Source organism: Streptomyces sp. NPDC107581 (assembly GCF_055657175.1).
The window spans coordinates 52174-67775 of record NZ_JBVKBH010000012.1 but is presented as its reverse complement, the minus strand read 5'-3'; the positions used below and the strand labels follow the sequence as shown (position 1 = coordinate 67775).

The 15602-nt window shown below is 73.5% G+C and carries 8 protein-coding genes; 7 read left to right on the top strand and 1 reads right to left on the bottom strand.

What is annotated here, in order from left to right; translation table 11 throughout:
- Positions 1 to 200: 200 nt before the first annotated feature.
- The 7 genes from ACZ7P3_RS28120 to ACZ7P3_RS28090 all read left to right on the top strand — a co-directional run bounded on the left by ACZ7P3_RS28120 (position 201) and on the right by ACZ7P3_RS28090 (position 15009).
- Positions 201 to 4223, top strand: a complete 4023-nt coding sequence (locus ACZ7P3_RS28120; protein WP_472086157.1) for an FHA domain-containing protein — start codon at positions 201 to 203, stop codon at positions 4221 to 4223.
- A gap of 163 nt (positions 4224 to 4386) precedes the next feature.
- Positions 4387 to 5766: an ABC transporter substrate-binding protein gene (locus ACZ7P3_RS28115; RefSeq protein WP_472085862.1), complete on the top strand. Its 1380-nt coding sequence runs from the start codon at positions 4387 to 4389 to the stop codon at positions 5764 to 5766.
- A gap of 7 nt (positions 5767 to 5773) precedes the next feature.
- Entirely contained in the window at positions 5774 to 7117 is a 1344-nt protein-coding gene (locus ACZ7P3_RS28110) for a carbohydrate ABC transporter permease (RefSeq protein ID WP_472085861.1), read from the top strand.
- On the top strand, positions 7114 to 8025 hold the full coding sequence (locus ACZ7P3_RS28105; RefSeq protein ID WP_472085859.1) for a carbohydrate ABC transporter permease: 912 nt from the start codon (positions 7114 to 7116) through the stop codon (positions 8023 to 8025). The genes ACZ7P3_RS28110 and ACZ7P3_RS28105 overlap by 4 nt, the downstream gene beginning before the upstream one ends.
- A gap of 154 nt (positions 8026 to 8179) precedes the next feature.
- A complete protein-coding gene (locus tag ACZ7P3_RS28100; protein ID WP_472085858.1) occupies positions 8180 to 10444 on the top strand; it encodes a bifunctional glycosyltransferase/CDP-glycerol:glycerophosphate glycerophosphotransferase in 2265 nt (754 codons plus the stop codon).
- A 125-nt stretch (positions 10445 to 10569) separates the two neighbouring features.
- Positions 10570 to 12780, top strand: a complete 2211-nt coding sequence (locus tag ACZ7P3_RS28095) for a bifunctional glycosyltransferase family 2 protein/CDP-glycerol:glycerophosphate glycerophosphotransferase (RefSeq protein WP_472085857.1) — start codon at positions 10570 to 10572, stop codon at positions 12778 to 12780.
- Between the two features lie 6 nt (positions 12781 to 12786).
- Entirely contained in the window at positions 12787 to 15009 is a 2223-nt protein-coding gene (locus tag ACZ7P3_RS28090) for a bifunctional glycosyltransferase/CDP-glycerol:glycerophosphate glycerophosphotransferase (RefSeq protein WP_472085856.1), read from the top strand.
- Positions 15010 to 15151: 142 nt separating this feature from the next.
- Here ACZ7P3_RS28090 and ACZ7P3_RS28085 read toward each other — a convergent pair whose 3' ends face one another.
- The gene (locus tag ACZ7P3_RS28085; protein WP_472085854.1) at positions 15152 to 15565 is read right to left on the bottom strand and encodes an organic hydroperoxide resistance protein; all 414 of its coding nucleotides are present in this window, start codon (positions 15563 to 15565) and stop codon (positions 15152 to 15154) included.
- Positions 15566 to 15602: the final 37 nt, after the last annotated feature.

Sequence of the window (15602 nt, the reverse complement as noted above, 5' to 3'; positions counted from 1 at the left end):
GACGTGACCGATCTCAACTGATCGCCGATGCATTACCGGTCAGGCACTTTTGGGGGCAGAGCTGACCAATCAAGATCACTTGGCGCCGGGCCGTGGGCGCGTTGTCAGTGACAGGTGCGAGGATGCGTGCAGTACTGGCCGACGTGCTCGTGCGGGGGTGGGGGATGTCCGCGCCCGGGCAGAAGGGACCGCTGACGGCGATGCAGATCCGGCTGACCGTCGTAGACCCGCTGGGCCCGTCCGCGCAGCGGGAGCGTGCCACGAGCCGCGACGTGCTGGTGACGGCACCCACGGGCACGGACCTGGCCGCGGTGGCGTCGGCGCTGGCCGCGGCGGTCACCGGGGAGGGCGGCACGGGACGGGAGTCCAGCGGCGCCGCCGTCGTGCTGTACGCGGGTGCCGAGCGGCTGGACGCCCGCCGCTGCGCCCTCGGCGAGCCCCCGCTGGTCGACGGCGCCGTGCTGTCCCTGGGCGCCCCGGCGGCACCCGAGCCGCATCCCGAGCTGGACGACGCCCCGACCCAGCTGCACGTGGTGGCGGGTCCGGACGCGGGCGGGGTCCATCTGCTGCACGGCGGCCGGATCACGGTCGGCCGCTCCGCCGACGCCGACGTCCCGCTGGACGACCCGGACGTCTCCCGCCTGCACTGCGCGGTCACGGTCGCCGCCGACGGCCGTGTCTCGGTCGCCGACCTCGGATCCACCAACGGCACGGCCCTGGACGGCACACGCCTGAGCGACCACCCGGTGCGGTTCCCTCCCGGCGCGCTGCTGAGGATCGGCGAATCCGCCCTGCGGGTCACCCCGTCCGGCGGACCCGGCGCCCGCGTGCGGACCGTGCCGGACGGGGAAGGGTGCGTGCGCATCACCCCGGGCGCCGGCGGGACGGCCGGGCAAGGGGAAGCCGGCGGTTCCGGGGGTGAGCCGGAGCCGGGCGCCGGGGCCGGGGTCGGTGGTGACGGCGGGGCCGGTGCCGGTGGCGCGGGGCACACGCGACCCGCGCCCGCCCCGGGCGCGGGTGCCCGCGGCCCCTCGGGGCCGACGCATCATGCCCACGGCTCGGCGGGCTGGGGATCCTCGGGCGGACTCGCGGGTGCTCAGGAACACCGCCGCGGCGAACAGCCGACGGTGCCGGGCCAGGCCGGGGCCCCACACATCGAGCACCGGGACGGAAGCACGGAGCCTCAGGGCCCGGCAACCGCCGGTCCTGCCGACGGCGGGCGCGCGGAGGCAGGCCGAGCGGACGCGGGGCGCGGGGGCCCAGGGCGCCCCGACGGAGGACACGCGGGCTCAGCGCGGACGGACGCAGGACGCACGGGCTCAGGACGCCCCGACGGAGGACGCGCGGGCTCAGGACGTCCCGACAGGGACCGCGCGGGCTCAGGGCGGACGGACGCAGGATCCCCGTACGCAGGGCGCACCCACGCAGCGGACACGAATGCAGGACACCCGTACGCGACGGACACCGACACAGGGGACACGCACGCGGGGCGGCACGGCGTCGGCGGCCCGGGGGGCCCGCACGCAGGCGCATACGGCGATGAGCCGTCGCCGCTCTCCGCGCCGGGCACCGCCTCCTCCGGCAGGGAGGCGGACGGCGGCAGCGGCAGCGGCAGCGGCCGCAAGGGCACACCGCTGCGGGGCACCGACGTACCCCAGGGCGTCCGCCGGCGGGGCGGCCTCGGCTCATGGGCCCGGCGGCTGACCGGCGGACGCGGGGAACAGCCGGCCGCCGGCTCGCAGGCGTACGGCGGTGAGGCCGCCGGCCCCGCGGACACTGCGGTGACCGGTGCCCCGCAGCGGCCCGAGACCTGGCCCGACCCGGCCGCGCTGCTGCTGACCGCGCTGGGTCCCGGTCCCCGGCTGTGGGAGCGCGGGCCGGGGCACCCGGAGGCGCTGACCGTGCGGGTCGGCACGGCCGACCGGAGCGCACCGGACGGCTCGGGCACGCTGCCCGCCGTGCCGGTGACCGCCGCCCTGCGCGAGGCGGGCGCCCTGGGCCTGGCCGGTCCGCGCCCCCGGCTGTCCGGGCTGGCCCGCGCGGTGCTGGCCCAGCTGGCCGCGCTGCACTCGCCCGACCTGCTGGAGATCGTGCTGATCAGCGCGGACCGCTCCCGCCCGGAGGAGGAGCGCACGGCCGAGTGGTCCTGGCTGGGCTGGCTGCCGCACGTCCGTCCCGGCCGCGGCCAGGACTGCCGTCTTCTGCTGGCCTACGACCGCGAACAGGCGGCGGCCCGCGTGGAGGAGCTCCTGCACCGGGTGGAGGAGTACGCGGCATCGGGCCGCAGCACGGCCCAGCCCGCCCCGCCCCGGACGCCTCCGGCGGGCACACCGGCTCCGCCGCCCACCGGCCCGGGCTCGGTACCGGGCGTCGGCGCACCCGCATCCGGCGCAGCACCCTGGGCCGGCCCCGACCCCTCGGCCCGGTCCGCCGCAGTCCCCTCGGCCCGGTCCGCCCCGGCGTCCTCCGCCCGGCCCGGCGACGAGCACGGCGCGGCCGATCGCACCGCCGCCCCGACGGGCGGCCGTACCGGAGAGGGAGTCTCCCCCTCGCCCCGGGCCGGCGCGGGCACCGGTTCACCCGAGCGGGCTCCCGCCCGTCGTCCCTCCTGGGCCCGGGAAGGTGCCGAGCCGGCCGGTCCGGGCGGCTTTCCGGGGCCGTACACCGTGGTGGTCGTGGACGGGGATCCCGGCGGTGCCGGCCTGCGGGAGGGCGTGGCGCGGCTGGCCGTGGCCGGGCCGCGGGCCGGGATCCACGTGGTGTGTCTGGCCGAGACCGCGGCCGCCACTGCGGCCTCGCCGGTGGCACAGACGTACGAGGCGGCCTGCGCGGTCACGCCCACCTTGCGGCACTGCGGGACCGCCGCGCTGCTCAGCGGTGATGTCGTCGGCACTCTGCATCTGATGCGCGTCGCACCCGCCGGTCCCGTCGGTCCCGGTGCGCTCGCCGCCGTCGACGCCGTCTCCCCCGCCTGGGCGGAGCGGTTCGCGCGGGCGCTCGCGCCGCTGCGTCCGGACGGCCCCGTCGGCGAACGGCACGCGCGCGTGGCCGCGCCGCTGCCCCAGTCGGCCCGGCTGCTGGACGAGCTGGGACTCGCCCGGGCCACCCCGGCCTCGCTGATGGCCCGCTGGGCGGACGCGGCCGACGACACCGAGTCGCTGGGCGGGCGGGCCCGGGCGGTGCTCGGTGCCGGGCCGCGTGGTCCGCTCACCGCCGACCTGGTGGCGGACGGGCCGCATCTGCTGATCGAGGGGCCGTCCGGCAGCGGCCGTACGGAGCTGCTCCGCGCGCTGGTCGCCTCGCTGGCCTCGGCCGAGCGGCCGGACCGGCTGGGCATGGTGCTGATAGACGGCCGGGACGGCATCGGCACGGGAGCGGCGCGGGGTGAAGGACTGCGCGTCTGCACGGACATACCCCATGTGACGACCCATCTCATCGCCAACGACCCCGTCCGCATGCGGGAGTTCGCGCAGTCGCTGAGCGCCGAGCTGAAGCGGCGCACGGAGCTGGTCGGGCGCACCGACTTCGCCCAGTGGCACACCGGCCGGGAGGTGTCGGGCCGTATCGTCGCCCAGCGCACGCCCGGCGGCCGGCCGGCCGCGCCCGGGACGGGGACCGCGCCCGGGACCGGAGACATAGAGGCGCCGCCCAGCTCCACGCTGCGGCTGCGGCCCGGCGCCGCCGCCCGGCAGCGCACCGAGGCCGCACCGCCGCTGCCCCGGCTCGTCGTGGTGGTGGACGACCTGGACGCCCTGGTCTCCCCCGCGCTCGGCTCGCCGGGCCGGCCCGCCGCCGGTTCGGTGATGCGGGCGCTGGAGGCGGTGGCCAGGGAGGGCGAGCGGCTCGGCGTGCACCTGGTGGCGGCGTCCGGGAGCGGCGGCCGTACGGCGGAGACGGAGCCGGCCAGGACGGCCACCCTGCGCATCGCCTTGGACGCGCCGTCCGCGGGGCCCGACGAACCGGCACCGGGACGCGGCAGGCTGACGTACCCGGACGGGCGGACCGTCGCCTTCCAGGGCGGCCGGGTGACGGGCCGTATCCCGCGCACCGCGACCCAGCGGCCCACGGTCGTTCCGCTGGAGTGGCAGCGCATGGGCGACCCGCCGGCCCGCCGCCCCGTCCGCGAACTGGGCAACGGCCCCACCGACCTGGCCCTCCTGGCCAGCGCGGTGGAGCGCGCGGCGCGCGAGGTCGCCGCGGCGGAGGTGCCCTCGCTGCTCTGACCGCAAGCAGCCGGGATCGGTACGCATACTCCCCTGATCACGAGCCGGTCACGATGGGCCGCCGGACGGCGCAGGCGCTCTTGCCGCCCTTGCGGGGCCCGGCGTAGACCGGAGCGCACGGACAGTGTTCTGAGTTCAACGGAGAACGACGAACGGGGAAGTGATGCGCAGCAACAGCAGCACGATCCGGACAGACAGGGCCGCCCCCGCACTCGCCGCGCTGGTCGTGGGAGCCCTCGCGCTCACCGCCTGCTCCAGCAGCGACAGCACGGAGGACAACGGTCACCACAGCGTGCCCAGCGCCTCCGGCTCCACGCTCACCCTGCCGAAGCTGAACGGCGCGAGCCTGGAGGTCGCCGCCGTCTGGACCGGCACCGAGCAGAGCAACTTCAAGAAGGTCCTAACAGAGTTCGAGAAGCGTACCGGTGCGAAGGTGACGTTCGTGCCCGCCCAGGACCCGATCATCAACTTCCTCGGCTCGAAGATCGCGGGCGGTCAGCCGCCGGACGTCGCGCTGCTGCCGCAGCCCGGGGCGATCAAGCAGGCCGTGGACAAGAAGTGGGCCAAGCCCCTCGGGCCGGACGCGCTCAAGGAGCTGCAGAAGAACTACTCGCAGGGCTGGCAGGACATCGGCAAGGTCGACGGCAAGCAGTACGGCGTCTACTACAAGGCGGCCAACAAGTCGCTGATCTGGTACAACGCCAAGGCCTTCGAGAACGCGGGCGCCAAGGAGCCGAAGACCTGGCAGGACCTGCTGACGGCAGCCCGGGCCGTGTACGACTCCGGCGTCACCCCGTTCTCGGTCGGCGGCGCCGACGGCTGGACGCTGACGGACTGGTTCGAGAACGTCTATCTGTCCCAGGCGGGCCCCGAGAAGTACGACCAGCTCGCCCAGCACAAGATCAAGTGGACCGATCCGTCCGTGAAGCAGGCCCTGACCACGCTGGCCCAGATCTGGGGCAAGAAGGACTATGTGGCGGGCGGCGCGGACGGCGCGCTGCAGACCGAGTTCCCGGCCTCCGTCACACAGACCTTCACCGGCGGCGACCAGCCGAAGGCCGCGATGGTCTACGAGGGCGACTTCGCGCAGGTCAACATCGCCGACACCAAGGCGAAGGTGGGCACGGACGCGAAGGCGTTCCCCTTCCCCGCGGTGGGTTCGTCCGCACCGGTGGTCTCCGGCGGTGACGCGGCGGTGATCCTGAAGGACTCCAAGGCGGCCCAGGCGCTGGCCACCTTCCTGGCCTCGCCCGACGCGGCGACCATCCAGGCCAGGCTCGGCGGCTATCTCTCGCCGAACAAGAACGTGCCGGACACGGCGTACCCCAACGCCGTGCAGCGGACGATCGCCAAGGCGCTGGTCGCGTCCGGGGACGACTTCCGCTTCGACATGTCCGACCAGGCCCCGCAGGCCTTCGGCGGCACCCCCGGCAAGGGCGAGTGGAAGGATCTGCAGGACTTCCTGAAGAACCCGAAGGACGTGGCGGGCACCCAGGCACAGCTGGAGAAGGACGCGGCGGCCGCGTACGGGAACGGGAGCTGATCCGGCGATGGCGTCGGCAGCGGCGGCCGGGGCTCCTGCGGGCCCCGCCGCACCGAAGAACCGCAAGAGCGTGACGGGCACCCGCAGGACCGTGGCAGTCCTCTTCCTGCTGCCGGCCCTGGTGCTGCTCGGCGCGCTCGTGGTCTACCCGATCGGGTACTCGGTCATCCGCAGCTTCTCCAACGCCTCCGGCGACGGCTTCGCCGGTTTCGACAACTACAAGGCGCTCTTCACCGACGACGGCATCCGTACGGCGCTGAAGAACAACATCCTCTGGGTGGTGTTCGCACCCACGGTCTCCACCGCACTCGGCCTCGTCTTCGCGGTGCTGACCGAACGGGTGCGCTGGGGAACGGCGTTCAAGCTGGTCGTCTTCATGCCGATGGCGATCTCTATGCTGGCCGCCGGGATCATCTTCCGGCTGGTGTACGACCAGGACCCGGACAAGGGGGTCGCGAACGCCGTCTGGGTGGGCGTCCACGACACCTTCGCCCAGTCGTCGGCGTTCCCGAAAGCACACCCGGGCCGCAACTCGCCCCTGAAGCCGGACGGGGGCGGCTTCCTCACCACGGCCACGGTGCACACCGGCGCGGCGGTCGCGCTCCCGCTGGTCGGCGTCGCCCCCGACCAGATGCCCGACAGCGCGCACAAGGCGGTGGCCGCGAAGCCCGAGCCGGGGAAGATCACCGGTACGACCTGGCAGGACTTCACGCGCGGCAAGGGTGTCGGCAGGCTCGGCGCGCCCGACCCGTCCGAGCTGGGCTACGCCGGGATGCGGATCGAGGCGGTCAGGGACGGCAGGGTGGTGGCCACCGCCAAGGCGGCCGCCGACGGCACCTTCACCCTGCCCGCGAAGGCCGACGGCGCTCAACTGAGGCTTCCCGCGAGCAACTTCAAGGAACCGTACAACGGCATCGACTGGCTCGGCCCGGGGCTGGTGACCCCGGCCATCATCGGGTCGTACGTATGGATGTGGGCGGGCTTCGCGATGGTGCTGATCGCGGCCGGGCTCGCGGGCGTGCCCCGGGAGCTGCTGGAGGCCGCCCGGGTGGACGGCGCCACCGAGTGGCAGGTGTTCCGCCGGGTCACCGTGCCGCTGCTCGCGCCGGTCCTCGCGGTGGTCACCGTCACGCTGATGATCAACGTGCTGAAGGTGTTCGACCTCGTCTACATCATCGCGCCGGGCTCCTCCCAGGACGACGCGAACGTGCTGGCCCTGGAGCTGTACCGGAAGGGCTTCGCGGAGGGCCAGCCGGGCATCGCGAGCGCCATCGCGGTGCTCCTGCTGCTGCTGGTGATCCCGGTGATGTGGTTCAACATCCGTAGGCTCAGGCGGGAGGTGCGGCGATGACGACCGCCACCGGAAGCATCGCGAAGGCGGCCTCCGCCGGCACGGAGGCGAGGGCCCGGCAGTCGCTCGGATCGAGGATCACCGAACGGCTCAGCGGCGGGCTGGTCCGTGTCTTCCTCATCCTCGTCGGCCTGTTCTGGCTGGTCCCGACCATCGGCCTGCTCATCTCCTCGCTGCGCGCACCGGAGGACATGAGTGCGAGCGGCTGGTGGAAGGTGTTCGCCAAGCCGTCCCAGCTGACCTTCGAGAGCTACCGGAAGCTGCTGGAGAACGGCGACATCACCCACTCCCTGGTCAACACCGTGCTGATCACGGTCCCGGCGACGGTCCTGGTCGTGGTGATCGGCTCGCTGGCCGGCTATGCGTTCGCGTGGATGGAGTTCCCGGGCCGGGACTGGTGGTTCCTCGGCGTGGTCAGCCTGCTGGTGGTGCCCGTGCAGGTGGCGCTGATCCCGATCGCCGAACTGTTCGGCGACATCGGCCTGTTCGGGACGATCTTCGGGGTGATCCTGTTCCATGTGGGCTTCGGTCTGCCGTTCGCGGTGTTCCTGCTGCGGAACTTCTTCGCTGAGATCCCGAGGGAGCTGCTGGAGGCGGCCCGCCTCGACGGCGCCGGTGAACTGCGGGTGTTCGCACGGGTGGTGATGCCGCTCGGCGGGCCGGCGATCGCGAGCCTCGGCATCTTCCAGTTCCTGTGGGTGTGGAACGACATGCTGGTCGCGCTGGTGTTCACCAAGTCCGGCTCACAGCCGATCACGGTCGCCCTGCAGACGCAGGTACGGCAGTTCGGCAACAACATCGACGTGCTGGCGCCGGGCGCGTTCATCTCGATGGTGATCCCGCTGGCCGTGTTCTTCGCGTTCCAGCGGCAGTTCGTGTCCGGGGTGATGGCGGGCGCGGTCAAGTAGCAACAAAAAGGACACCTTTCGGGGGGCGGGCCGCCACCGGCCCGTCCCCCGGCGTTCGCCGCATGTCCCCCACATGCCGTACGAACCGTAACCAAGTCACTCCATCGGCCGTTCCCGGGCAGAACGCCCGCGCCGACCGACCCATGGATGTCCCTTGCCCAGGTTCAGTGTCATTGTCCCCGCGTACATGGTCCAGGCGTACCTGTCCGAGTGCCTGGATTCGGTGCTCTCGCAGTCGTACCCCGATCTCGAACTGATCGCCGTGGACGACTGCTCCCCGGACGGATGCGGCGCCATCATCGACGAGTACGCGGCCCGGGACGCGCGGGTGAAGGCCGTGCACCTGCCCGAGAACAGAGGGCTGGGCCCGGCCCGCAACGCGGGCACGGCCGAGGCGACCGGCGACTACCTGTTCTTCCTGGACAGCGACGACACGCTCACTCCGGACGCGCTGCGCTCCATCGCCGACCGGATCAAGGAGACCGGCGAGCCGGACGTCCTGGTCTTCGACTACGCGCGCACCTACTGGAACGGCGAGACGGTCCGCAACCAGCTCGCCGCCCCGCTGTCCCAGCAGGGCCCCGCCCCATTCCGCCTGGAGGACCGCCCGGGACTGCTGCGGGTGCTGATGGTCGCCTGGAACAAGGTCTGCCGGCGGGAGTTCGTCGAGCAGCAGGGCCTGGAGTTCCCGACCGGCTACTACGAGGACACGCCCTGGACCTACCCGGTGCTGATGGCCGCGGACTCGATCGCCACCCTGGACCGGGTGTGCGTCCACTACCGGCAGCGGCGGCAGGGCAGCATCCTCGGCACCACCAGCCGCAAGCACTTCGACGTCTTCGAGCAGTACGACCGCGTCTTCGCGTTCGTCGACCGGCACCCCGAACTGGCCTGCTGGCGACCGGCGTTGTTCCGCCGCATGGTCGACCACTTCACCACGATCTTCACGAAGAAGGGCCGCCTGCCGCGCGATGCCCGCGCCGAGTTCCTGCGCACGGCCCGGGCCCACTACCGCCGCTACCGCACCCCGGGGGCCGCCGTCCCGCTGCGCACCCGGCTGCGGCACACCCTGGTCCGTCTGGGACTGCACCGCTGTTACCGGGCCCTGCAGCTGGCCATGACCGCGCGCCGCCGCACGCTCAAGCTCGCCGTCAAGCTCGCCCGGGCCCTGAAGGCCGGCGTCCTGCAGCTGCACTACCGCATCCAGCTCCGTCTGCCGCTGCGCGCCGACCGCGCCGTCTTCGCCGCCTACTGGGGCCGCGGTCACGGCTGCAACCCGGGGGCGCTGGAGGCCGCGTTCCGCCAGTTCGCCCCGCAGGTGCGCACGGCCTGGATCGCCCGCCCCGAGCACCAGCAGACCCTCCCGCCGGGCCCGCAGCGGCTGCGTCCGGGCACGGCCGCGTACTGGACGGCGCTGGCCCGCTCCAAGTACCTCGTCAACAACGTCAACTTCGACCGGCGGCTGCGCAAGCGCCCCGGCCAGGTCTTCGTCCAGACCCAGCACGGCACCCCGCTCAAGCACATGGGCCTCGACCTCCAGGAACACCCGGCGGCCGCCAAGGACATGGACTTCGAGGAACTCCTCAAGGGCGTCGACAAGTGGGACTACGTCCTGTCCGCCAACCGCCACACCACGCTGACCTGGGAGCGCGTCTACCCCGGCGGCTACACCACGCTGGAGTACGGCTACCCGCGCAACGACGTCTTCCAGAGCGCCACTTCGGACGACGTGGCCCGGATGCGCTCACTGCTCGGCATCCCGGAGGGCACGGTCGCGGTCCTGTACGCCCCGACCCACCGCGACTACTGCCGCACCCAGCGCCCCGCCCTGGACCTGGAGCGCGTCCTGCGCCGCCTCGGCCCCCGCTTCGTCGTCCTCGCCCGCGCCCACTACTGGCACGGCGGCCCGCTCGCCCGCTCCAGCGCCGAGCGGATCATCGACGTCAGCGGCCACCCGAGCGTGGAGTCGCTCTGCCTCGCCTCGGACGTGCTGGTCACCGACTACTCGTCGCTGATGTTCGACTACGCCAACCTGGACCGGCCGATCGTCGTGCACACCGGTGACTGGGACGCGTACGACGCCGCCCGGGGCACCTACTTCGACCTGCGGGCCTTCCCGCCGGGCGCGGTCGCCCGCAGCGAGGACGAGCTGATCGACATCTTCGCCACCGGCCACTGGCGCGGCTCGCGCTCCGCCCAGCTGCGCTCGGCCTTCCGGGAGCGGTTCTGCCCGTACGACGACGGACACGCCGCCGAACGCGTCGTACGGCATGTGGTGCTGGGCGAGACGGCGGGGCGCCCGGCGTTCGTTCCGCTCGCCGAGCGGCGGCCGGCGCCGTCGGCCGCCTCCGCGCTCGCGCGCTCCCCGCTCGCCACCGCGCCGCATTCCGGTTCCCTCCCCGTCACCGGGAGCCGCTGAACACCGTTGGTCCTCACGGGAGTTCCCATGCCCCTCGGTACGACGCGGCCCACTCCGGTCCGGCCGTCCACCTGGCGTCCCGCCGGACGGCCCGGCCGCGTCCGCAAGACAACAGAAAGAGCAGAATGCCCCGCTTCAGCATCATCGTCCCGTCCCACGGGGTCGCTGGTCGGCTGTCCCAGGCGCTGGACTCGGTCCTCGGCCAGTCCTTCGGCGACCTGGAGCTGATCCCGGTCTGCGACGCCCCCGACGCCCCGGCCGCCGCGGTGGCTGCCGCGTACGCCGAGCGGGACTCCCGGGTGGCACCGGCCACCTCACCACCCTCCGCCGGTCTGAGCGGGGCGCGCAACACCGGGATGCGGGCGGCGACCGGCGCCTATGTGCTGTTCCTCGACGGCGACGACCTGCTCGTGCCGGGCGCGCTGGCGGCGCTGGACGCGCGGCTGACCGAGACCGCCGGGGTCGACGTGCTCTACACCGAGCACGAGCGGACCCCCTGGTGGGAGGGCGAGCCGACGAACCCCGCCGCCCCGCTGCTGGCCAAGGCACCGCAGGGCGCCTTCGCCCCGGAAAGGTTCCCCGGGCTGACCGGCGTGCAGCTCCCGGCGTGGAGCGCCGTCTACCGGCGCGCCTTCCTCGCCGAACGGGAACTCGCCTTTCCCGACAGCCACTTCACGGACCTCGGCTGGGGCGGCCTGACCACGCTCGCCGCCCGGCGGATCGCGGTGCTGCGCCAGGTCGTCGTACGGCACCGGCTGCGCCGGCAGGGCAGCCGGCTCAACCTTCCCGGACCGCACCAGCAGGCCCTGCTGGACCAGGTGGAGCTGGTGCTGACCAGGGCGGCCGGGGCCGGTCTGCCCGCCGAGCGGACCCGGGTGCTGTTCGAGGAACTGTTCGGGTATGTGCTGAAGACCGCGTCCCGGCCGGAGCGGCTGCCCTCGGGGCACCGGGCGTTCTTCCGCCGGGCCGGCCGGCTGTACCGGGCGCACCGGCCCGCGGACCACCGCGCACCGGGCGGCAGTCTGGGGGTGCAGCACCGGCTGCTGGCGGCGGGCGCGTACACCGCGTTCCGTGCGCTGCGCGGGGCCAACCAGGCCGCGGCGAAGGCCGCCGAGCGCCTTCCGCGCCCGCGGATGCTGCGCACCCGGCTGCGCTACGCCCGGGACCTGCGCCGCCCGCTGGATCCCGGCCTGGCCGTGTTCAGCGCCTACTGGGGCCGCGGCTACGCCTGCAACCCGGCCGCCATCCACGCCAAGGCCCGCGAACTCGCCCCGCACCTGCGCTCGGTGTTCCTGGTCGAGGCCGACCAGGCCCATGCCATGCCCGAGGACGTCGACTTCGCGGTGCTCGGCTCGCGCCGCTCCTGGGAGGTGCTGGCCCGCGCCGCCTTCCTGGTCAACAACGCCAACTTCGCCGAGGACGTGGTCAAGCGGCCGGGCAGTGTGCATCTGCAGACCCAGCACGGCACCCCGCTGAAGACGATGGGCGTGGACCAGTCGACGTATCCGGTGGTGGCCGCGCAGTCCGGCAGCTACACCAAGTTGCTGGGCCGGGTGGACCGCTGGGACTTCAACCTCTCCGCCAACCGCCACTCCACCCAGATGTGGGAGCGCGCCTTCCCGGGCTCGTACGAGCACCTGGAGTACGGCTATCCGCGCAACGACGTCTACTACACGGCGACCGCCGAGGACGTCGCCCGCGTCCGGCGCGAACTGGGCGTGCCCGAGGGCGCGACGGCCGTGCTGTACGCGCCGACCCACCGCGACCACCACACCGGGTTCGAGACCGGCCTGGACCTGGAGGCCTTCTGTGCGGCGGCCGGCGAGGACGTGGTCGTGCTCCTGCGCGCCCACTACTTCTACGACCGGGGGTGCTCCCGGGGTCCGGACCTGGCCGGCCGGATCATCGACGTGACCGCGCACCGCTCCGCCGAGGACGTGTGCCTGGCGGCGGACGCGCTGGTCACCGACTACTCCTCCATCATGTTCGACTACGCGAACCTGGACCGGCCCATCGTCGTGTACGCCGACGACTGGGAGGTCTACCGGGAGACGCGGGGCGTCTACTTCGATCTGATGACCGAGCCGCCGGGACCGGTCGTGCGCACCCCCGAGGAACTGGCCCGCGTCTTCCGCGACGGCCCGTACGCGGGGCCGGAGGCCAGGGCCCTGCGGGCTGCGTTCCGCGAGCGGTTCTGCCAGTTCGACGACGGCCGGGCCGCCGAACGCGTCGTACGGCGGGTGCTGCTCGGCGAGCCGCCGGAGGCGATCCCGCCGGTGATCCCGCTCGCGGAGCGCATCCCCGCCCCCGCCGCCGCGACCCTCGTGAGGAGCTGACCCGCCGTGCCCCGCTTCAGTGTCATCGTCCCCTGCTTCAAGGTGCAGGGCTTCCTGCGCGAGTGCCTGGACTCGGTGCTGCTGCAGTCCTTCAACGACCTCGAACTGATCGCCGTGGACGACTGCTCGCCCGACGGCTGCGGCGCGATCCTGGACGAGTACGCCGGGCGCGACCCGCGGGTGAAGGTGCTGCACCTGCCGGAGAACGCCGGCCTCGGCCGGGCCCGCAACGCCGGTCTGCCGCACGCCACCGGCGACTACCTGTTCTTCCTGGACAGCGACGACACCCTCACCCCGGGCGCGCTGCGCGCGATGGCCGACCGGCTGGCGGAGTCCGGCGACCCGGACGTCCTGGTCTTCGACTACGCGCGCACCTACTGGTGGGGCGGCACCCGGCGCAATGTGCTCGCGCACGTGCTCGCCGAGGCCGGCGCGGACACCTTCACGGTCGCCGACCGGCCGGAGATCCTGGACCTGCTGATGGTGGTGTGGAACAAGGTCCACCGGCGCGACTTCGTCGAGGAGCACGGCTTCACGTTCCCGCCCGGGTACTACGAGGACACCCCCTGGACGTTCCCGGTCATGCTCAGCGCCCGCCGGATCGCCGCGCTGGACCGGATCTGCCTGAACTACCGGCAGCGCCGGCAGGGCAACATCCTGTCCACCACCAGCCGCAAGCACTTCGACATCCACGACCAGTACGAGCGGGTCTTCGCCTTCGTGGAGCGGCACGAGGAGCTGTGGAGCTGGCGGCCGTATCTGCACCGCAAGATGGGCGAGCACTGTCTGGACATCCTCGCCAAACCGGACCGGCTGCCGCCCGCGGACAAGGCCGAGTTCTTCCGGCGCACGGCGCACATGTTCCGCAGGCACCGGCCCGAGGACGCCCTGGTGGACGGTGAGGTCGCCCTGCTGGAGGGCGGCTACGCGGGCTACCTGCTGAGGCGGAAGGCCGCGCTGGCCGGCCGGGAGGCCGGGCGGCGGGCGGTGCAGACCCGCCGGACGGCCGCCGCGCGGGCCCGGCGCGGCTGGACCGGGCTGCACGCACGTCTGCCGCTGGACCCTCACCTGGTGGTGTACTCGGCGTCCTCGCACGCGGGGGTGCTGGGCGACCCGGCGGCCGTGTACCGCAAGGCCGCCGAGATCGCCCCGCAGCTGCGCGGGGTGTGGGTGGTCCGGGACGCGGAGACCGCGGCCCGGCTGCCGTCGGGCATCGAGCACGTGGTCATGGGATCCCGGCGCTATCTGGAGGTCACCGCGCGGGCGAAGTTCTTCGTCAACGACGTCAACTGGCCCGGCTCGCTGGCCAAGCGGCCCGGCAGCGTGCACGTGCACACGCACCGGGGCACCCCGCTGAAGTACATGGGCGCCGACCTGCTGGACAAGCCCGGCGCCCGGCTCGGCTTCGACGTGCCGCAGATGCTGCGCCGGGCCGACCGCTGGGACTACAGCCTGGTCGCCAACCGGCACTCCGAGCTGGTCTGGGAGCGTGCCTACCCCTGTCACTTCACCTCGGTGCGCACCGGCAGCCCGCGCAACGACGCGCTGGTCGGCGCCGGCGACCGGGACGGCGGCGGCTTCCGGCAGCGGTACGGGATCCCCGAGGACCACACGGTGGTGCTGTACGCGCCGACCCGCCGGGACTACCGCCGGGGCGGACATGTGGACCGGCTGGACCTGGCCCGGTTCGCGGCCGACCTGGGCGAGGGCCACACCCTGGTGGTCCGGCTGCACCCGACGCTCGCGACCGGTCCCGCACGCGGCATGGGCCTGACCGAGCTGGCCCGGCGCGGGACCGTGGTCGACGCGACCGACGAGCCGGGCGTCGAGGAGGTGATGCTCGCCTCCGACGCGCTGGTCACCGACTATTCGGCGCTGATGTTCGACTACGCCAACCTGGACCGGCCCATCGTGGTGCACGCCGACGACTGGGCCGCGTACACGGCGAGCCGGGGCGCCTATCTCGACATCACCGCGGAGGCGCCGGGTCATGTCTCGCGGTCCTACCGGGAGCTGGCGTGGCTGTTCGCGTCCGGGTCGTGGCGGGACGAGGAGTCGAAGCGGCTGCGGGCGGACTTCCGGGCGCGGTTCTGCGAGTACGACGACGGGCGCGCGGCCGAGCGGGTCGTACGGACACTGCTGCTCGGCGGCTCGATGCCCGACGCCGGGCCGGACGCCCCGCAGATTCCCGGTCAGTCCGTCGCCGGTGATCTGCTGGCCTCGACGTGAGGCCGGCAGATCACCGGTGGGACCGCGTCCGGCCGGGTCCGGCCGAGCGCGCCCCGGCGGGACCCGGTGAGACCCGGCTGGACCAGGTGAGACCCGGTGAGACCTGGTCCGGCCGGGCGTCCGCCGGCCGGTCCCGGCGGTCCTACTCGATGACGAGGTCGACCTCGATGTTGCCGCGAGTGGCGTTGGAGTAGGGGCAGACCTGGTGAGCGGTCTCGACCAGCTTGCGGCCGGTCGCCTCGTCCACGGTCCCGGGCAGCTCGATGCGCAGGGTCACCTTCAGGCCGAAGCCCTCGCCCTGCTTGCCGATGCCGACCTCGGCGGTCACGGCGGCGTCGCTGACGTCCACCTTCGCCTGCCGGCCGACGAGGCCGAGGGCGCTGCCGAAGCAGGCGGCGTAGCCGGCGGCGAAGAGCTGCTCGGGGTTGGTGCCCTGGCCGTTGCCGCCCAGCTCCGCAGGCGGGGCCAGCTTGAGGTCGATCTTGCCGTCGGAGGAGACGGCGCGGCCCTCGCGGCCGTGGGTGGCGGTGGCGACAGCGGTGTAGAGCGCGTCCATGGAAGACCATCCCTCTCGAAATGATGTGCGGTCCGGC